17 protein-coding genes are annotated in these 19,392 nt (G+C 37.8%); 7 read left to right on the forward strand and 10 right to left on the reverse strand.

Annotation, left to right across the window (positions count from 1 at the left end; all coding sequences use genetic code 11):
- Nucleotides 1-211: 211 nt before the first annotated feature.
- Nucleotides 212-1,270: a hypothetical protein gene (locus L2B55_RS15465; protein WP_237847074.1), complete on the forward strand. Its 1,059-nt coding sequence runs from the start codon at nucleotides 212-214 to the stop codon at nucleotides 1,268-1,270.
- Between the two features lie 115 nt (nucleotides 1,271-1,385).
- Complete coding sequence (locus tag L2B55_RS15470; protein ID WP_237847075.1) at nucleotides 1,386-2,960, forward strand: N-acyl-D-amino-acid deacylase family protein; 1,575 nt, start codon at nucleotides 1,386-1,388, stop codon at nucleotides 2,958-2,960.
- An 87-nt stretch (nucleotides 2,961-3,047) separates the two neighbouring features.
- Here L2B55_RS15470 and L2B55_RS15475 read toward each other — a convergent pair whose 3' ends face one another.
- The 5 genes from L2B55_RS15475 to L2B55_RS15495 all read right to left on the reverse strand — a co-directional run bounded on the left by L2B55_RS15475 (nucleotide 3,048) and on the right by L2B55_RS15495 (nucleotide 8,974).
- On the reverse strand, nucleotides 3,048-3,233 hold the full coding sequence (locus L2B55_RS15475; protein WP_237847076.1) for a hypothetical protein: 186 nt from the start codon (nucleotides 3,231-3,233) through the stop codon (nucleotides 3,048-3,050).
- A gap of 98 nt (nucleotides 3,234-3,331) precedes the next feature.
- Nucleotides 3,332-3,577, reverse strand: a complete 246-nt coding sequence (locus L2B55_RS15480) for a hypothetical protein (protein ID WP_237847078.1) — start codon at nucleotides 3,575-3,577, stop codon at nucleotides 3,332-3,334.
- A 2-nt stretch (nucleotides 3,578-3,579) separates the two neighbouring features.
- Nucleotides 3,580-4,311, reverse strand: coding sequence for a DUF4197 domain-containing protein (locus L2B55_RS15485; RefSeq protein WP_237847079.1), 732 nt, complete (start codon nucleotides 4,309-4,311; stop codon nucleotides 3,580-3,582).
- Nucleotides 4,312-4,354: 43 nt separating this feature from the next.
- A complete protein-coding gene (locus L2B55_RS15490) occupies nucleotides 4,355-7,024 on the reverse strand; it encodes a DNA gyrase/topoisomerase IV subunit A (RefSeq protein ID WP_237847080.1) in 2,670 nt (889 codons plus the stop codon).
- Nucleotides 7,025-7,102: 78 nt separating this feature from the next.
- Nucleotides 7,103-8,974 carry a DNA topoisomerase IV subunit B gene (locus L2B55_RS15495; protein WP_237847081.1) on the reverse strand — a complete coding sequence of 624 codons (1,872 nt, stop codon included), beginning with the start codon at nucleotides 8,972-8,974 and terminating at the stop codon, nucleotides 7,103-7,105.
- Nucleotides 8,975-9,241: 267 nt separating this feature from the next.
- Here L2B55_RS15495 and L2B55_RS15500 point away from each other — a divergent pair, with 267 nt between their 5' ends.
- From L2B55_RS15500 to L2B55_RS15515, 4 genes are all read left to right on the forward strand, one after another.
- The gene (locus L2B55_RS15500; RefSeq protein ID WP_237847082.1) at nucleotides 9,242-9,727 is read left to right on the forward strand and encodes a hypothetical protein; all 486 of its coding nucleotides are present in this window, start codon (nucleotides 9,242-9,244) and stop codon (nucleotides 9,725-9,727) included.
- A gap of 307 nt (nucleotides 9,728-10,034) precedes the next feature.
- Nucleotides 10,035-10,847 carry a serine O-acetyltransferase gene (locus L2B55_RS15505; protein WP_237847083.1) on the forward strand — a complete coding sequence of 271 codons (813 nt, stop codon included), beginning with the start codon at nucleotides 10,035-10,037 and terminating at the stop codon, nucleotides 10,845-10,847.
- 11 nt (nucleotides 10,848-10,858) lie between these two features.
- Nucleotides 10,859-11,767 (forward strand): cysteine synthase CysM, encoded by a 909-nt coding sequence (cysM, locus tag L2B55_RS15510; RefSeq protein ID WP_237847084.1) that lies wholly within the window; start codon nucleotides 10,859-10,861, stop codon nucleotides 11,765-11,767.
- Between the two features lie 213 nt (nucleotides 11,768-11,980).
- Nucleotides 11,981-12,568: a DUF1345 domain-containing protein gene (locus tag L2B55_RS15515; protein ID WP_237847085.1), complete on the forward strand. Its 588-nt coding sequence runs from the start codon at nucleotides 11,981-11,983 to the stop codon at nucleotides 12,566-12,568.
- A gap of 17 nt (nucleotides 12,569-12,585) precedes the next feature.
- On the opposite strand, the gene mgrA is transcribed toward L2B55_RS15515, so the two are convergent.
- Nucleotides 12,586-13,587, reverse strand: coding sequence for an L-glyceraldehyde 3-phosphate reductase (mgrA, locus tag L2B55_RS15520; protein WP_237850301.1), 1,002 nt, complete (start codon nucleotides 13,585-13,587; stop codon nucleotides 12,586-12,588).
- Between the two features lie 115 nt (nucleotides 13,588-13,702).
- Entirely contained in the window at nucleotides 13,703-14,044 is a 342-nt protein-coding gene (locus L2B55_RS15525; protein WP_255696487.1) for a zinc ribbon domain-containing protein YjdM, read from the reverse strand.
- Nucleotides 14,045-14,230: 186 nt separating this feature from the next.
- Between L2B55_RS15525 and L2B55_RS15530 the strand changes: the two genes are divergently transcribed.
- Nucleotides 14,231-15,043, forward strand: a complete 813-nt coding sequence (locus L2B55_RS15530) for a class I SAM-dependent methyltransferase (RefSeq protein ID WP_237847086.1) — start codon at nucleotides 14,231-14,233, stop codon at nucleotides 15,041-15,043.
- 386 nt (nucleotides 15,044-15,429) lie between these two features.
- Here L2B55_RS15530 and L2B55_RS15535 read toward each other — a convergent pair whose 3' ends face one another.
- The 3 genes from L2B55_RS15535 to L2B55_RS15545 all read right to left on the reverse strand — a co-directional run bounded on the left by L2B55_RS15535 (nucleotide 15,430) and on the right by L2B55_RS15545 (nucleotide 19,367).
- Complete coding sequence (locus L2B55_RS15535) at nucleotides 15,430-16,854, reverse strand: TlpA family protein disulfide reductase (RefSeq protein WP_237847087.1); 1,425 nt, start codon at nucleotides 16,852-16,854, stop codon at nucleotides 15,430-15,432.
- Nucleotides 16,855-16,900: 46 nt separating this feature from the next.
- Nucleotides 16,901-18,025: a TlpA disulfide reductase family protein gene (locus L2B55_RS15540; protein WP_237847088.1), complete on the reverse strand. Its 1,125-nt coding sequence runs from the start codon at nucleotides 18,023-18,025 to the stop codon at nucleotides 16,901-16,903.
- A 103-nt stretch (nucleotides 18,026-18,128) separates the two neighbouring features.
- A complete protein-coding gene (locus tag L2B55_RS15545; RefSeq protein ID WP_237847089.1) occupies nucleotides 18,129-19,367 on the reverse strand; it encodes a thioredoxin family protein in 1,239 nt (412 codons plus the stop codon).
- Between the last annotated feature and the right edge of the window lie 25 nt (nucleotides 19,368-19,392).

Below are 19,392 nucleotides of genomic sequence, written 5' to 3' on the forward strand. Positions count from 1 at the left end.
CTTCTGTCGGCTTTTTTTCACCTGATATTTTTATGGGTTACAATGATTTTCAAACAAAATGAAAATCATTGTAACCCTATGCATATTTCCCTCGTAAACGCCTAAAAACCACTCCAAAAACCAAACTATTTCAAGTTAGTTGTTTATGCTTTTTGAAAAGCATATTTGAAGTAGTTCGGGCTGGCAAAAAATTATTATTTACACCCAACCCATGCATTTAAAAAAAAGAAACTTAACGAACGCTCTGCTTTTAGCGTCTTTATCATCACTAACATTATTCAATAGTTGCGAAAGTTCATCCGGCAAAACTTCTAGCGCAATATCTTCAGGAGCAAATGCCTCTGCTAATGCCGATGCAAAAAATCTGAAGGGAGGAACTTCAACTTCTGCCCAACCGGCAGAGGATCCCGAAGATAAAATTCCTTATCAACCTATTACCATTGATACTGCAGGAAAATGGGTAGTAAAAGGCCCAAAACCTAAAGAAAATGCAATACTTCCTAATTATCGTATTGTTGCCTACTATGGTAATCTGTATTCGAAAAAAATGGGGATTTTAGGCGAACTTCCTCCAAAAGAGATGTTGGCTAAATTAAATGGTGAAGCAAAAAAATGGGCTGCCGCAGATCCTAGCACCCCTGTAAAGCCAGCACTACATTTAATTGTTGTAACCGCTCAAGGCCAACCTGGGAAAGCCGGAAAATACCGTTTACGTATGCCTTTCAAAATGATCGACTCGGTTTTAGTTATGGCTAAAAGTATAAATGCTGAGGTATTTTTGGATGTGCAAGTTGGATTAGGTACCCTGCAAGAAGAGTTACCTCCATTAGAGCAATACCTTAAATTACCAAACGTGCATTTAGGTATCGATCCTGAGTTTTCAATGAAATCAGGACATGCCCCTGGTAAACGTATTGGAACTTTTGATGCTGCAGATATTAATTATGCTAGTGATTTCTTAACTAATCTGGTAAGAACAAATAACCTTCCTCCAAAAATGTTAATTGTACACCGTTTTACAAGGAAAATGGTGACTAATTCGCAAAACATCAAATTAAACCGCGATATACAAATAGTAATGCATATGGACGGATGGGGACCGGCAACATTAAAGCGTGACACTTACAGAAGTTACATTTATAAAGAGCCAGTTCAATATACCGGGTTTAAATTATTCTATAAAAATGATATTAAATGCGGAAAGCCAATTATGGAACCGTCCGATGTTTTAGCTCTTTATCCAAAACCTATTTACATTCAGTATCAATAATACATGACCCTAGCCAATTGGCCAGGATTCATTTTTAAGAATTATAAAAAGCCTGTAGTTTTTGAACTGCAGGCTTTTTATATTTAGCTAGCAACCTTCACCGCTTTTCAAATTGATGAAAAAATTATTACTCATTTACCTTGTTGCTCTTGCTCCATTTGTAAGTAAAGCACAAGCCCATTATGATATAGTGCTAATCAACGGAAGAGTTGTTGATGGCACAGGAAATCCTTGGTTTAAGGCTGATGTGGGAATATCAAAAGGTAAAATTGTGAAGATTGGTCAAATAGATACTACCAAAGCCAAAAAAGTAATTAACGTAAATAATCGAATAGTCGCCCCCGGTTTTATTGACATACATACTCATATTGAAGGCGATGAAGAGAAAACTCCCACTGCTGATAATTTTATTTATGATGGCGTAACATCGGTTATAACCGGTAATTGTGGCAGCTCCGAGGTGGACCTTGAAAAGTATTTTAACTTCCTAACTAAGCTTAAAACCTCGGTCAATATAGGCGCATTAATTGGGCAAGGAAGCGTTAGAGCTCATGTAATGAATACCTCAAGCGCCCCCCCAACAACAGAACAACAAATGGCAATGGAAGAGCTAGTTGAAAAAGCAATGAAAGATGGGGCCATGGGTCTTTCCACCGGTTTAATTTATGTTCCCGGCATCTACTCCAGTACTGAAGAAATAGTTGGTCTTGCTAAAGTTGCAAAAAAATATGGCGGCATTTACGCCACCCATATGCGCAGTGAAACAGCCCAAGTTTTTGAGGCCATTAACGAGGCCATAACTATCGGAAAGCTGGCTGATATCCCGGTGCAAATTTCACACTTAAAAGTTGGCCGCCCTAACTGGAATCGGTCACTTGAAACCTTAAAAATGATAGACTCTGCTCGGGCAATGGGTCTGGACGTTACTTGTGATCAATACCCTTATTCGGCCAGTAGCACCTCCCTCCGATCGTTGATTCCAACCTGGGCACTAACACAAAACGACAGCACATTCCAAAAGCGTATTACCGACCCTCCTATGAAAAAGAAAATAGTTGACGAAATGTTAAGTGATGCAGCCCGGAGAGGCAATACTGATTTTTCGTATGCAGTAATTGCTTTTTGCAATGCAGATACCACCTTGAACGGAAAAAGTATTTCGCAAGTAAACAAACTAAAAGGGAGACCTCAAACATTAGAAGCCGAAATCAATACCATTTTAGAGCTTGTGAATGAGGGTTGGGTTCAAATGGTTTTTCATGGAATGAATGAAGGCGATATTGAAACCATTATGAAGTATCCGTTTACTATTGTAGCCAGTGATGGAAGCATACGTGAATTTGGCAAAGGAATGCCACATCCGCGTAGTTATGGAACCAATGCACGGGTATTAGGCAAATATGTTAGAGAAAAAGAATTAATTAAACTGGAGGATGCAATTAAAAGAATGACCTCCGCTCCTGCACAACGTTTCAATCTTAAAAATAAAGGATTAATACGACCAGGTATGGATGCTGATATTGTAGTATTTGACGATAAGAACATCGATGACTTATCAACTTATGATTCGCCACATGCCTACTCAACAGGAGTTGAATATGTATTGGTAAACGGAAACATTACATTGAAAGAAGGTAAACATACTGGAGTTAGAAATGGACAGATCTTATACGGTCCAGGTAAGAAATAACAATAGATTTTTCCTTACTGATTACAAAAACGGAGGTCGTTTCTCAACGACCTCCGTAATATTATTCAATTTAAACGTTGATACTTATTACTTCTTGGTTTCGGCAGCTACCTTAATCAGCGAATACGCAAATAGTAAAATTAAGCCCATTAATAAAATGGTACTTAAAAGGATCAACATATTCGCACCCGGCAGGCCTAAAAACTTTAAAGAAGCACCTGCAATAAGTGAAATTAGGCAGGCAAAAGCTGGAAAAAGTAGAGTTTGTCTCATGTTTTGGTTCAATTGGTTTGTTTTCCAATTAAGAAATAATAACGATCAAATGCAAACTTTTTCGAAATTATTTTCCAACTTTTTAATCATTTTTAAAATTATCTTTTAGACTTAACAGCCCCTGCAGCGGTTTTCCTTGTTGATTTCTTAGCTTTTCTATTCTTCACTTTAAAGAACAATGTCCTGACACCAAGCAATATTCCAAAAATGAAAGTAAAAACGAGCGCTATACCCCAAAAGCCTAAAATAAGGTTACCAGGAAATCCAACAAATAACAACACCAGGCTAATCAATACCATGATACCAATGACCAAAGCCCCCAGCTTTTGATAACTAATCGCCATAACTACTTTCCGTCCTGCTTAGCAAACACCTTTTTCAACAAGTCTGTTGTACGATTTACAGGATCTTTACGAATAGCAAGCTCTTCTTGTTCTACCTTAAAGAAAACACCATCCATGGCTTTATTAGTTACATAATCAGCCAAGTCAGGATTTACCTTCGTTACCAAAGGCACTTTATTATACCTGCTGATTATTTGGCTCCATACTTTGGTTGCACCAACCTGATCTAAGGAATTCTTAATAACCGGATTAAATTCTCCGTACAATTGCTGAGAGGTTGTTTTTTTCAGGTATAGAGTTGCTGCGTTTTTCTCGCCCATTAATATACTCAATGCATCCTGAAAAGTCATTTGCTTTACAGCGTTAACAAAAATATTCTTAGCTTTTCCTGCTGCATCTTCTGCCGCCCGGTTCATCAGTTTCAACCCTTCATCAGCTAAGCTCGACATACCAATGCTACGCAAGGTTTTATCCACCTTTTGTAACTCAGGAGGCAATAGAATTTTAACAGCTTGGTCCTTAAGAAATCCGTCGGGTTTGGCGACCTGTGCAATGGCTGTATCAATTCCTTTATGTAATGCTTGCTTTAACCCCGATGCAATATCGGTGTTGGTTAACTGTCCGTTTGCAGTAGTTTGCTTATAAATATCGTTTACTTGTTTTAATAAACTCTGCGACTCGCAAGAGGTTAAAGATATAGCTAGTGCAATTGTAAAAATGGTCTTCTTTAACATATGGTGATTGTTTTTATCAAATTAATAATGTGAAATAACACGTTTAAAACAAGCCCAGTTGTCCATCATCTTCAAGATCAGTATCTTCCGGATTAGTTATCTCTAACTCTATCTTTTTTGCGGATGAAGGATCGTCTGTAGAATCACTGGCAGTCTCCGAGCTTTCATCATCCATTTCATCATTCTCTTCCCCTTCTTCAGCCGTTAGCGGTTCAAGCAGTTCAACCTTTACAATTTCAAACTGACTCAATCGGTTTCCATTAGCCTTTAATCCTTTTATATCAATAAATTCAGAAAGATCAATTTCAGAACTCTCTTCTTCCTTGGCTTTTCCTTTTAAGACTGTTAATTGAACTCTTGGTTGTTCATCTGCACTTAACAATATTAACTTAGAACCAGGCTCATCACTTATGAAGCTAACTTTTTTACCAATTACTACATTTTCGGGAGCGAACCGTTTCACAAAAAAGTTTTTCGCTTTTCCTTCAAAATGAACGACCGAAAGCACCATTTCAGGATCAAACTTACAAATCAGCAACAACCCTTCGTCAAAGTGATTGGTTAGATCGAAATTGGTTAATTCGTACTCGCCATTTTTATAAACAACAATAATCTTGTCCTCCCCGCTAAACGAACCTAAGTATTTGCCACGACCATCCGCATTCAGGCGTTGTAACACATCATCGAACCAAATTTTCCTGCCTGCAAGAGTAGAAACTCCTGCTGATTTAAAAGTAATCTTCTTAATTGGATACTTGGTAACTACATTTCCCTGCGAACCACGACCTTTTATCGCCAAATCAGCAAAATTCAAATCAAATTGCAATTTTCGCAATTTAGAATGCGGTTTAAGCTGAATATTCACAACTTCAGCTTCTCCATTAGCATTAGCAGTAAACCATAATACCGATGATCCCTTTGTTCCTTTAGTTAGATCATATTCTTTATCACGGGTTATTCCTCCAATAGGAAAACGTTTCATGTATGAGGTTCCACTGGTGCCATCGCGATAAATCATATTATACACCGTTCTGTCATCGTTTTTCTTAAACACCCCAACATGCACAATATGCTTGCCCATAAAGGCTTTCTCACTTACCTTGGAAACAATAAACTTGCCATCTGCACGGAAAGCGATTATATCATCAATATCTGAACAATCGCATATGTATTCATCTTTCTTAAGGGATGTACCAACAAAGCCATCGTCTTTATTTACATACAGTTTCACATTGGCCAAGGCAACCTGAGCAGCTTGTACGGTATCAAATGTTCGCAACTCAGTTCTACGCTCGCGGCCTTTACCGTACTTATTTTTAAGCCTTTCGAAATAATCTATTGCATAGTCAATCAGGTTAGCCAAATGGTGTTCTACCTCATCAATTTCTTCCTGTAAAGCTTTCATCTGCTCATCCGCCTTCTTCACATCAAAGCGGGTAATAGAGCTCATAGGCTTATCAATTAATTTCTTATAATCCTCAGGAAGGATTTCGCGATAGAACTGTGGAAAGAATGGCTCAAACAATTGGTTCAATACATTAACCACAACATCAAACGTCCCTGAACTTTCGTATTCAGGATGTTTATACATGCCCTCCTGAATGAATATTTTGAGCAATGAACTGAAGAAGATCTTTTCTTTCAATTCATTTAGTCTGATCTCTAGCTCTTGTTTTAAAAGTTCTTTGGTATTTTGTGTACACTCAGTCAGAATGTCATTCACGCTCATAAAATGCGGCTTATCATTTTTGATAACGCATGTATTGGGTGAAAGCGACATTTCACAATTGGTGAATGCATACAAAGCATCAATGGTAATATCAGGAGAAATGCCAGGTGCAAGATGAATGACAATTTCTACATCTTTAGCCGTATTGTCTTCAATCTTTTTAATCTTAATCTTCCCTTTATCATTGGCAGCAATAACGCTGTCAATCAGGCCTATTGTGGTTGTCCCAAAAGGAATTTCGCTAATAACGAGGGTCTTTTTATCCTTTTCGGTAATTTTAGCACGCACTCTTACCCGTCCGCCGCGCTGACCATCATTATATTTTGAAACATCAGCCAAACCGCCGGTTGGAAAGTCCGGCACTAAATCAGGACGAACACCCCTTAACACCCCGATTGAAGCGTCAATCAGCTCAATAAAATTATGCGGAAGAATTTTAGTTGCTAAACCTACGGCAATACCTTCAGTTCCTTGGGATAAAATCAATGGAAACTTAACCGGCAACGTAACAGGCTCATGATTACGCCCGTCATAGGACAACTGCCACTCTGTAGTTTGCGGATTGAAAACGACATCATTGGCGAATTTACTCAACCTTGCTTCAATATAACGGGGAGCCGCTGCAGCATCACCCGTTACAGGATCGCCCCAGTTACCCTGCGTATCTATCAGCAACTCTTTTTGACCAATATTAACCATCGCATCACCAATAGAAGCATCACCGTGTGGGTGGTACTTCATAGTATTACCAATTACGTTGGCAGCCTTGTTAAACCGGCCATCATCCATTTCTTTTAATGAATGCAAAATACGACGTTGAACAGGCTTTAAACCATCGTACATATTAGGCACCGCCCGGTCGAGAATTACATAAGATGCATAGTCCAAAAACCAACTCTCATATAAGCCGTCAACTTTAATAACATTGTCAAGATGGCCTTTTCCTTGGTTTTCTTCGTTTGGTATATCGTTTCCGTTGATCATTATCTTAAATTATTTAATCATATAGATGTGTTTTGAAAATAGCTTATAAAACTATAAAACACTATCATCTACAATTAGTTACGCCACAGTCAATTCTTGCTCCAAATCCTTCTCTACCCTTAGATTGCTGATAATAAATTCCTGGCGTTCCTGAGTGTTTTTTCCCATATAATATTCAAGCACATTTTTAATATGTGAATCTTTCAGAATTACGGGATCAAGACGCATGTCTTCTCCGATAAACAAAGCAAACTCATCTGGAGAAATCTCACCCAAACCTTTGAATCGTGTAATTTCAGGCTTATTACCTAATTTATCGATGGCGGCTTTACGCTCTTCATCACTATAGCAGTAAATGGTTTCTTTCTTATTTCTAACGCGGAATAATGGGGTTTGCAAAATGTACAAATGTCCGTTCTTGACCAAATCAGGAAAGAATTGCAAAAAGAAGGTTAGCAACAACATCCGGATGTGCATACCGTCAACATCGGCATCAGTTGCAACTACGATGTTATTATAACGCAAGCCATCCAAGCCATCCTCAATATTCAATGCATGCTGCAATAGATTGAATTCTTCGTTTTCATAAACAATCTTTTTAGTTAAACCAAAACAGTTCAATGGCTTACCTTTCAAACTAAAAACAGCTTGAGTTGCAACATCACGTGATTTGGTAATTGAACCCGAAGCTGAATCACCCTCAGTGATAAACAAAGTGGTCCTAAACCGTTGCTCATCCTCTTTCTTTAAATCTTCATCAAAATGGACCTTACAGTCACGGAGTTTTCTGTTGTGCAACGAAGCTTTTTTAGCGCGTTCATTTGCCAGTTTCTTAATTCCGGCAATGTCTTTACGTTCACGCTCTGACTGCATAATGCGCTTCAATAGCCCATCTGCAGCATCAGGATGCTTATGCAAGTAATCATCCAACTCTTTCTTAAGGAAATCGTTGACAAAGGTCCGCACTGTTGGACCATCCGGGCCTATATTTAATGAACCTAATTTAGTTTTAGTTTGCGACTCAAATACAGGTTCCTGAACCTTAATACTGATTGCTGCCACAACCGATGCGCGAATATCAGTTGCATCAAATTCCTTCTTATAAAATTCACGTAGGGTTTTTACCAGCGCCTCTCTAAAAGCGGCCTGGTGTGTACCACCCTGAGTAGTATGCTGACCGTTTACAAACGAATAATATTCTTCACCGTAGTGGTTATCGTGAGTTATGGCAACCTCAATATCCTGACCTTTCAGATGGATAATTGGATAACGAATGGTTTCTGAATCGGTATTTTTATCTAACAAATCATATAAACCACGTTCTGAAAAATACTTTTTACCATTAAAATTGATGGTTAGTCCTGAGTTAAGGTAAACGTAATTCCATATCATATTCTCCACAAACTCAGGGATGTATTTGAAGTTGCGGAAAATATACTCGTCAGGAATAAAGTTAATGGCTGTACCGTTACGTTGAGTAGTATCCTTTTCCTGATCCTCTTTTACAATATTACCCTTGCTGAACTCAGCAAACTTAGTTCGTCCATCACGATAAGATTGTACGGTAAAAGTGGTTGACAAAGCATTAACAGCTTTGGTACCCACACCGTTCAAACCAACTGATTTCTGAAAGGCTTTCGAGTCATATTTACCTCCGGTATTGATTTTTGACACACAGTCAATCACCTTTCCCAATGGAATACCTCGACCGTAATCTCGTACCGAAACCTTATGATCAGAAATAGTTATATCGATGATTTTGCCCGATCCCATCACAAACTCATCAATGGAGTTGTCCATAATCTCTTTCAGCAAAATATAAATACCATCGTCAAGCGCTGATCCGTCACCCAACTTACCGATATACATTCCCGGGCGCAAACGAATGTGCTCTTTCCAATCGAGGGATTTAATATCATCTTCGCTATAACCAATTTTTTCTTCAGCCATAATTATGAGATTTTTAGATGTGAGCTTTAAGAGATGAGAAAAGTATCATCCCTTCATCTCCCATCAAAACAAAAATAATCTTTCTGCGCTGCGCAAGAATGCTAAAAATTTCAACATTTTCACAACTTTCTGAGTGTCTGCCTGCTAACTTTTTCACTATTTATCATTCTCAAAATCTATAGCAGTAAATTTACCGGGCTATTTTTTATCAATTGCAAGATTATTATATTTAAATAATTCATCATTCACCTTAAAATAAAAACGCTTATGAAACGACTTATATTCTCCGTTTTATTGCTTTCAGGCCTGTTTTTCAGCTATCAAACTTCTGCTCAGGAAATCAAACGCAAAACCATTATGGGCGTTTGGCGTCTCGACAGCATTTTGTACAATAACATTAAAGCCTATTCCACCATTAAAGTTTTTGGAGATGTGGATGCTTCATGTATGATCAACAGCATGTGGACTTTCTACGGAAACTGGGATGGCAAAATATTATCTCCAATGGCTGAAGGTTGTCCTACCACTCCACAAACCATGGTATGGTCAACAGGTAAGGAAAACGGAGGAAATTATTTTGGCATAAAACCATTACTGGCAGGTCAAAAAGGCAAGCAAATTACCCAAGGCTTTAAAATGCCTATTCAATCTATTGATGGAAAAAACATGGTATGGCATGAAACTGTAAAACTCGATTATAAAACCTCTCACGTTACTTATTTCTTTACCAAAACAAGTAATAAAGCGAAGTAAGTACTACATAGAAAGATAAAGGCTAAAACTATTTTCATAAGTTTTAGCCTTTATTTTTGATTGTTGGGGTATCTGATAAACACTTAAAATCCCAGTAATAAGAATCTAATTTAAAACACAAAATGTTTACCTTACTATACATTAAATAGAATACATTTGCGTATATATATTAACTACTTAAACTATAACTTAACTATATTTTATTTTAAAACGCATTTAAAACGATATAACAAGCTAATTATTAACACAAAGAGAATAAAATTTAAATTTAAACAAGCCTCGCCCAATATTTGTATTAATCATTAGGATGGACAAGCAATTTCTTCAAATATTATTAGACAAGCACCGAACGACAGGAACATATCCCTCTAACACAGAGATTTATCGTTTGGCAAGAAAGCTTCTTCGGTTAATGTTTCCGGAGAAAACCAACAAGCATTACCTCAGCACAGACAGCCTGGCGGAAAGATTCAACAAACAGGAAGAATGTTGGATTGAGATGTTATCGAGTATGCAGCATGTCCTGCCCGATGATGCAGCAATTTTGGTAAAACGATTTATGGCAACTATCCCATCTGTTTACAATGTTTTGCTGATGGATATCAATGCCATTTTCACTGGTGATCCGGCTTCCAAAAGTGAATTTGAGGTCGTACGAACCTATCCCGGCTTTTTAGCAATTGCGTATTATCGGTTAGCTCATGAACTTCATAAATTGGAGATCCCTTTAATTCCAAGGATACTAACTGAACATGCTCACTCAAAAACCGGTATTGATATTCATCCGGGAGCCCAAATCGATACTCATTTTTTTATTGACCACGGAACGGGTATAACCATTGGCGAGACCTGTGTGATAGGCAAACATGTAAAACTCTATCAAGGAATTACATTGGGCGCACTGAGTGTTAGTAAAAACCTGGCCTCAACAAAACGACATCCGACAATTGAAGACAACGTAGTTATTTACTCAGGAGCGACCATTTTGGGAGGAGAAACCGTTATTGGCCATGACTCAATAATTGGCGGAAATGTTTGGCTAACGGCAAGCACTGCACCTTATTCTAAGGTTTATCATCAAAGTCAGAATAAATACATAGAAATGGGAATGGACGAATAATTGAATTAATCATGATTACAAATACTGAACTAAAAACCAATAAACTGGTTGACCTTATAGGAAATACCCCACTGGTTGAATTAGCCAGATTAAACACCAAACCCGGAGTTAAGATTTTGGCTAAACTTGAAGGTGATAATCCCGGAGGAAGTGTTAAAGACCGAGCGGCTTATGGCATGATAAAAGGAGCTTTGGATCGTGGTGAACTTAAGCCGGGAATGAAACTAATTGAAGCTACCAGCGGAAATACAGGCATTGCCCTTGCAATGATGGCAAGTTTATTCGATGTTGAAATCGAGTTGGTAATGCCCGAAAACTCAACCCGCGAACGAGTGTTAACCATGGAAGCTTTTGGGGCAAAAGTAATACTGACATCCGCTGAAGGGTCAATGGAAGAAGCTATTGATTATGCTCATGCACAAGTTGCCAAAGGTGGTTATTTAATGCTAAACCAATTTGCCAACCCTGATAATTACGGAATGCACTATCGCACAACCGGTCCGGAAATATGGCGCGACACTCAAGGCTCTGTTACTCACTTTGTTTCCTCAATGGGTACAACAGGAACTATTATGGGAGTCTCAAGGTATCTGAAGGAGCAAAACCCTAATATTCAAATCATTGGATGCCAACCTACCGACAATTCTCGTATTCCAGGTATTCGCCGCTGGCCAAAAGAATACCTACCTAAAATATTTGAACCAGAGCGCGTTGATAGGATTATGGATATTTCTCAGGATGAAGCCACTCAAACCACTCGTAATCTTGCCAAAATAGAAGGCGTTTTTGCGGGTATGAGTTCAGGTGGTGCCGTTTCAGCTTCTTTGCGACTGGCACAGGAACTAGAGGAAGGTGTAATTGTTTGTATTATTTGTGACCGAGGCGATAGGTATTTGTCCTCAGACTTATTTGGAGCTTAATAATTAACAGTAACAATTATTGTAACCAGGCAGTATTTCTAATCAATTTAAGTTGATTGAAAATTGATTAAATAAAAAAGAAAAGCAACTTTTGGGTTGCTTTTCTTTTTAAGAATCGATATGCTCAACACATAAAATATGCTTGCACAAAAAGTACTTCATTTAGGACTTAAAATTTTACTAAAACCCCTCCATCGTATATTTGCAAGCCTTTTGCTAGCATTATTAGCTTTTCTGTTATTTAGAGATTCCATTGAAGGCCTATTGGTATTATTAATTTTTCTATGGAATGTTTTTGCCTTTAGCTTTGTTGCTTCCAGCTGGATAATCATTTTCAATTATTCAATTGAAGATATCAGAGCCCATGCCGAACAAGAAGATGGCAGCAGGACTTTTGTATTCATCATCATCTTGTTTGCATCATTTGTCAGCATGTTTGCCGTTTTATTACTCATGCTTTCCAAAGATTATGCTCATATTTCGGCAATTTCCTATTTCATAATTGTACTTGTAGCCATACTATCGTCATGGTCATTAGTGCATACCATTTTTACATTTCATTATGCACGACTTTTTTACCCTAAAGGAGAAGGCTTGGAATTTCCAGACAATGCACTACCTGACTACCTGGATTTTGCCTATTTCTCGTTTGTAATTGGCATGACTTTTCAGGTTTCAGATGTGGAAATATCATCAAAACTAATCAGGAGAACAGCGCTCTTACACTCGCTTATCTCTTTCTGCCTAAACACTTTTGTAGTGGCTTTAACCATTAATATTATTGCCGGTCTGAATAAGTAGCATTAAGAATATTTAATTTATTCATTCTGACTAAGTACAGTTTCTATAACTGTCAGTTCATCGCTTGAGAATGAAAGGTTATTCAAACAATCAAGATTATTATCGAGTTGAGTCTCTGAGCTTGCCCCAATTAATACGGTCGTAATTCGATTATCTTTCATCAGCCAAGCCAAGGCCATTTGTGCTAATGACTGATTACGTTGTTTAGCAAGCTCATTTAATTGTTGAATTTTTTTTAAGCGGACCTCGGTAATGTCAGTAGTTTTTAAATAGCCATGCTCTTTAGCCGCTCTTGAGTTTTCCGGAATTCCTTTCAGATATTTATCCGTTAGCATGCCCTGGGCCAACGGAGAAAATGGAATACAACCCACCCCATTTTTTTCCAAAACATCCAGCAAGCCACCTTCAACCCAGCGTTCAAACATCGAATATTTAGGCTGATGAATTAAGCATGGCGTCCCTAACTGCTTTAATATATCGATTGCCTCTTGTGCCTCTGCAGGTTTATAATTTGAAAGTCCAACATACAATGCCTTTCCGCTTCTAACTGCAGTATCTAAAGCCGACATGGTTTCTTCTAAAGGCGTTTCAGGATCGGGGCGATGCGAATAGAAGATATCTACGTAATCCACCTTCATGCGTCTAAGACTTTGGTCTAAACTTGAAATCATGTATTTACGTGAGCCCCAATCGCCATAAGGACCAGGCCACATGGTATAACCTGCCTTTGTTGAAATAATTAATTCATCTCGCAGGTTTCCTCCGAAATCCTTTTTCAAAATTTCTCCGAAATTTTCTTCAGCAGAACCGGGTTTCGGTCCATAATTATTTGCTAAATCGAAGTGAGTTATACCTCGGTCAAATGCCCTCCTGACAATTGCCCGGCCATTTTCAAAGACATCAATGGAACCGAAATTATGCCATAAACCTAAGGAAACAGCAGGCAATAATAATCCGCTTTTACCACAGCGGTTATATTTCATTTCGTTATAACGGGTAGTTGAGGGTGTGTACATTATATAGTGTTATTTCGACACTAAATATAGCAAGAGGATTCTTTAAATAAAGCAAAAGAGAGTCTTCAAAGGATCATTACCCTTTAACTCAATTACATATAAATATCCTTGTGCTGAATTAAGCTTTTCTTACAAATTCAGATTTTAATGCCATGGCACCAAATCCTTCAATTTTGCAATCGATGTTATGGTCGCCTTCCACCAAACGTATATTCTTCACCTTAGTTCCAGCCTTTACCGGTCCTGAAGCACCTTTTACGGGCAAGTTTTTGATAACGATAACCGAATCTCCATCTTGCAGTAGATTTCCGTTTGCATCTTTCACCACCAACTTCCCTTCTTCAATCAATTCATTAGGATTCCACTCATGACCACATTCCGGGCAGGCATACAATTCTTCATTTAAAAAATATCCATAAGGTGATCCACATTGTGGACAAGGTTTCATTTCGTCAGACATACTATTTTATATTAAACGGTAAAATTACAACAACTCTTCGTTCGAGCATCACAAAAATGAGCTTTATTTCAAAATTTACTCTTTTTAGGCTTTTGTAATGACTGTGAAATTTTTCGACAAAAAAGAACCACTGACTTTCAAAAGATTAACAATAAACATTAAATTGTATATACAAAAAACATCACAATGAATCCTAACAAAGAACTATGGGAAAAAGGCGATTTCACTCGTCTGGCCGAAACCATGAGAGAAAGTGGTTCGGAATTGGTGGCCGCACTTGGCATTTCAAAAGGCATGGACGTGCTTGACCTCGGCTGCGGAGACGGAACTACTGCCATACCTGAAGCAAAACTAGGCGCTAATGTATTAGGTGTTGATATTGCCAGAAATTTGGTTGCTGCAGGAAATCTTCGGGCTAAAGCCGAAGGTCTCTCCAATTGCACTTTTCAGGAAGGTGACGCTACTGATTTAAGCGAGTTAAAAGACCATAGTTTTGATTTGGTAGTCAGCATTTTCGGAGCCATGTTTGCACCCAAACCTTTTGAGGTGGCTAAAGAAATGGTACGCGTCACCCGTCCTGGAGGAAAGATCATAATGGGTAATTGGATACCTGGAGACCCTACCCTGGTAGCACAAATATTAAAAACAAGTGCAGCTTATACGCCCCCACCTCCTGAAGGTTTTGTTAGTCCCATGTTATGGGGGGTAGAGGATAATGTTATTGAGCGATTTGGAGCAGCAGGCATACCTAAAGAAAACATTTCATTCTCCAGAGAAACGTTTACGTTTTCGGCACCATTCTCAACCGATGAGTTTGTAAGCCGATTTAAAAACTATTACGGCCCTACGATGAATGCCTTTGAAGCCGCCGGAAAAAATGGTAAGGCATCCGATTTACAACATGAATTGGAGCAGCTTTTTAAAAGTCAGAACCAAAGCAAAACTGAGAACGCAACAACAATCCCTGCCACTTTTCTAAAGGTAACCGTTAATGTTTAAGGGCAAGCAGTTGGCTTATTTACATTCCGAGCCAAATGGTAAAATCATTGCCAAAAATCTGAGAGGCGCGGAGTTAGCTCTAAAATTAGGCGAGGTGCTCGAAAAGTAAGGTAATTTATTACCATAGAGGATAGGGGGATAAAGTACTCCTATTTATCGCCCTTCCTCTGTGATTAATTCGATATCATTGCTATTTGTGCCTTTATGCTCAGTGTAACAATGTTTATTGCATTTTTGATTTTTCTACCAGACAGTTTAATTAATTTAACAATTCGGCTAATTTTTTGTCAAGTTCTACCCAACGTAAATTCTTGGCAATAATTTTACCCTCTGTCAATCAACCAATTTGCAGGAATTCCCTTAACGCCATACAGCGTTGCAACCGTCTATAAATTCTCTGCCAAATAACTAGCTATTTTTTCCAATGCCTGAGGTCCGATTTCTTTAATAACGACCTTTCCTTTTGGATCAATTAACATCGTGGTGGGGAAACCTTGAATCATGTAATTCTTCTCAAGATCATCACTTAAAGCCGCCAATTGAGGCCAATCCAGCTTTTGTTCGGTTATTATTTTTTTTGCTCTCAATAATTTTGGATCAGATTCGCGTGCAATGCTTACAAATGCGATATTTTTACTCTTATATTTCTCATGCAAATTTTTTAAATCAGGCAACGATTCTACACAAGGGCGACACCAGCTTCCCCAGAAATCAATCAGGATATATTTACCCTTTAACTGTTGAGAGGAAAAATCTTTGGATGAAAAAATATCCTTACCCGATATTTCAGGTGCCATTGAATTAAGCGTGGCTTCAAATTTTGTTTTAGCGATTAATTCAATCTGCAGTAAATCTTGTTTTAATTGTTTTACTCTATAAAGGGCATGTCCAAACCTTAATGTATCTGTTGAATTAAAGCGAAAACTATTTTCATTTGCATCTTCATTTTCCGGTTTTACTGAGATATAATAGTTTTTTAAGGGGTATAAGCCAAAATATTCATTGTTTACATAAAAATTATATTTTTTGCCGCCTATAATACCGGTTCCGCTTCTGTACGGATCCATTATTAAAACAAGATTCGCTTTTCTTTCAATTTCATTCTGGGAATAAGTAGTCTCATTAGGATCCATTTTCATTGAAACCGTAGTAGGTTGAATTTCCTTTCCATTAAAGTAATCTACCGAAACCTCGATCCTGGGAAGTGTGTTTACTTTTTCTTTCAAGTTAAATGTAAACACCTTATCATCACTAAAATCCAAATTATTGTTAGCGTCAACTATTACCTCTTTATTACTCAATGAGTCCAAGCCTATGAATACTGATACATAATTTCTATTGATCTTTTGATTAGTGACACATGCAGTATCTATTAGGCTATTTTTAATCTTATTTAAATAGTTTTCCCGCGTGATACGACCTTCCACTAAAGCTTCATAGAGGTTTTGATTATAGTTAAATACCCATCTTCTGACATTCTGGAGGGCATATTTCTTTTGTGGAATACCTTTATAAATGGAAACATCTCTAACCGTTAGGGTTGGAATGTTTTGATTAACCATAGGATTTGCACCCACTTTTGATTGTAACGCTATAGTATAAGTTTGTGCCAACGATGGAGCACAATTGCACAACAGAATAAATAGTACCGAGTTAAATAGTTTTTTCATAACAAGCAAAATTTTAACTGACAACTTAAACATAAACAATAGAAAAGAGAGGGGATTAACATTTACACGGGTCCAAGGACAATTAAGCGCATTTTTCACACGCCGAACAAGCCTAAGCGTTATAGCCAATGCTAATTGCATTATTGGACATTTGGATTGTCCACTTTTCTATATGAAGTAAAAAAACCTAGTTTAACAATTCGGCTAATTTTTTGTCCAGATCTTCCCCACGTAAATTCTTTGCGATGATTTTACCGTCCTTGTCAATCAACCAATTTGCAGGAATTCCCTTAACGCCATAAAGCATTGCAACCTCATTTCCCCAGCCTTTTAAATCTGAAACATGAGACCAAGTTAATTTATCCCTTTTTATTGCACTCAACCAATTCGTTCTACTCTTCTGATCATCCAATGAAACACCAAGAATAGTGAAGTTTTTATCTTTAAACTTCTCATAAGCCTTTACAACATTGGGATTTTCAGCTCTACAAGGACCACACCATGATGCCCAAAAATCAATTAATACATATTTCCCTCTAAAATCACTGAGTTTCACAGACTTTCCTGTAGAGTCGGCTTGGATAAATTCAGGAGCCATAGCACCAACAGCCGTAGAATGAGCAATTTTCAAACGTTCTGAAAATTCAAGGCCAGAGGCACTATTTCTTATTGAAGCTGCCAAAGAATTGAAAAGGGGCTCTACTATTTCCAAATCAATATTCGATCCGGCTACTTCCTTTAATACAATCAAGCTAGGATACGAATCCGTATTTTCCTTAATCCATTGCTTTTGAAGCTTTGTTTTTTCTTCCGAATAAGGTTCTGCTTGTTTTGCAAGGCTCTCACGAAAAGCAGGATCCTTCTTCTGTTCCATAGTAGCCTGAGACCATTTTTCATTGATGCTATTCAGCGCATTTTGGGGCTTGGCAATAAACTTTTGATAACGAACGTAATCATCATTGATTTTGGTACCGGTAATAGCAGCATTTTTAATAGCGTCTGTACCAGTTATTTTAATTTTGCCGTCAACCAGGTAAAGAGACATTACATCCTGACTCTTAAATCTGCCCACTCTATTGCGATCGATTGTTAACTTTGCTACGATAGGTCTTTCAACTTTACCTGTAAATTTAAAAGCTCCCTGATCAAGCATAGCCGAATCAACATAATCCTTTCCTTTAAAGGCATAGAATAAATAAACTTTTTCGGAAGTTTTAATATTTTTCATTTTTCCCTCAATCACATAGGATTGTTCTTGTGCCAATAGGCGACCTGGTAAAGCCAAGATCAATAGTGCTAATATTTTTTTCATTAATTCGATCTAAAATGTTTTTAATTCTTTCCCTAATTATCAATCAAATAAGCTGCGACATATGCAGTCGCAGCTTATGCAAGCTTCGCGTTATTTTTTTCTATTAACTTTTGTTCTCTAACTTGGCCTTTTCTTTCTCTTTCAAACCTTTAACCATTTCAATCTGACCATCAATTTCCTTGGTTGAATTACCCGCTTTAACCACATTATCTCTAATCTCATTGCCTACCAAAAGCGCTTTATCCAGATTATAATTTCTCCAGAGTATATAAAAATAGGTGTTCAAATAGCGCGGATTGCGATTTCTTTCCAATAGATCTTCCATCCATTTTATTCCGGCACTGCCCTCATCTTTCTTGCCTGTACAATTTCCCAATAAGCTAGTTAATGCAAGTGTATACTGATCATTGTTTTTGCCATACTTATCTAAAAAAGCTGTTCCTTTTCTCATATATTCATTAATATCAACACTACCCTTGCTATCAAATGTTTCAAACACGTTATAAAACATGGCATACTCGTCAAAATAAGGGTAATTTTTAGCTTTGAATTTCAGCATTCCGGCATTGAATTCAGGCCGTGCTTCAAGGATCAAGTTCTTTAAATGCCATAAATAAGTAGTTGCAATGTATTTATCTATCTCAGTTGCCCCAACTGATTGGGCATATGCATTACGATTTGTTTCAAGGTACTCAAAGATAGGTGAGAAGGGTGCCACTCCAACCGTTTTCACTAGTTCAAAAGTGCTTTTCTTTGTCTTATCTTTTGCGCTTAACCCGTTAAAATAGTTGGCAAAATCAGCACTTGCCCTTTCACCCTGATACTCCTTTTTAAGTGTGGAAAAATATTTAGCGAGAAACTCCTCCTTGCGGTTGCCGGAATCATATTCTTTAATTAAGGATGCCAAATTCCTTTTAGGATCCACTGCTGTTTTTGCTAGTTCAATAAGATCATCGGCAGATCGAGATCCGGCAGTTGAATGTACCAAAACACCATTCTTATCGACGAACATTAAAGTAGGATAAGCATAAACCTGGTACTTTTTGCCTAGTTCAACACCAACTCCCTTATCGTCGCACTGAATTTTACAATTGATAAACTGGGAATTGAAATAGTTGCCCACCGTGGCCAATGGGAATACCTCATTTGACATTGCTTTACAAGGCCCACACCAAGAGGTATAAAAGTCTATAAACACCATTTTGTTTTCAGCTTTGGCCTTTGCCAGCGCCTCATCCAGGTTGTGAAGAAACTCAATTCCTTGTGCTTTGGCAATCACAGGAGCTGCCATCAGCCCTAAAACAGCGATATAAACCGCATATATTTTTCTGATTCTTTTCATTCTAATTGTTTTTATTGCCTTAATG

The organism is Solitalea lacus (assembly GCF_022014595.1).
GTDB classification, from domain to species: Bacteria; Bacteroidota; Bacteroidia; order Sphingobacteriales; family Sphingobacteriaceae; genus Solitalea; species Solitalea lacus.

Coding starts and splice junctions, on each gene's coding strand:
- L2B55_RS15465 (WP_237847074.1), top strand. CDS start 212: ATGCATTTAAAAAAAAGAAACTTAACGAACGCTCTGCTTTTAGCGTCT.
- L2B55_RS15470 (WP_237847075.1), top strand. CDS start 1,386: ATGAAAAAATTATTACTCATTTACCTTGTTGCTCTTGCTCCATTTGTA.
- L2B55_RS15475 (WP_237847076.1), bottom strand. CDS start 3,233: ATGAGACAAACTCTACTTTTTCCAGCTTTTGCCTGCCTAATTTCACTT.
- L2B55_RS15480 (WP_237847078.1), bottom strand. CDS start 3,577: ATGGCGATTAGTTATCAAAAGCTGGGGGCTTTGGTCATTGGTATCATG.
- L2B55_RS15485 (WP_237847079.1), bottom strand. CDS start 4,311: ATGTTAAAGAAGACCATTTTTACAATTGCACTAGCTATATCTTTAACC.
- L2B55_RS15490 (WP_237847080.1), bottom strand. CDS start 7,024: ATGATCAACGGAAACGATATACCAAACGAAGAAAACCAAGGAAAAGGC.
- L2B55_RS15495 (WP_237847081.1), bottom strand. CDS start 8,974: ATGGCTGAAGAAAAAATTGGTTATAGCGAAGATGATATTAAATCCCTC.
- L2B55_RS15500 (WP_237847082.1), top strand. CDS start 9,242: ATGAAACGACTTATATTCTCCGTTTTATTGCTTTCAGGCCTGTTTTTC.
- L2B55_RS15505 (WP_237847083.1), top strand. CDS start 10,035: ATGGACAAGCAATTTCTTCAAATATTATTAGACAAGCACCGAACGACA.
- cysM (WP_237847084.1), top strand. CDS start 10,859: ATGATTACAAATACTGAACTAAAAACCAATAAACTGGTTGACCTTATA.
- L2B55_RS15525 (WP_255696487.1), bottom strand. CDS start 14,044: ATGTCTGACGAAATGAAACCTTGTCCACAATGTGGATCACCTTATGGA.
- L2B55_RS15530 (WP_237847086.1), top strand. CDS start 14,231: ATGAATCCTAACAAAGAACTATGGGAAAAAGGCGATTTCACTCGTCTG.
- L2B55_RS15535 (WP_237847087.1), bottom strand. CDS start 16,854: ATGCAATTAGCATTGGCTATAACGCTTAGGCTTGTTCGGCGTGTGAAA.
- L2B55_RS15540 (WP_237847088.1), bottom strand. CDS start 18,025: ATGAAAAAAATATTAGCACTATTGATCTTGGCTTTACCAGGTCGCCTA.
- L2B55_RS15545 (WP_237847089.1), bottom strand. CDS start 19,367: ATGAAAAGAATCAGAAAAATATATGCGGTTTATATCGCTGTTTTAGGG.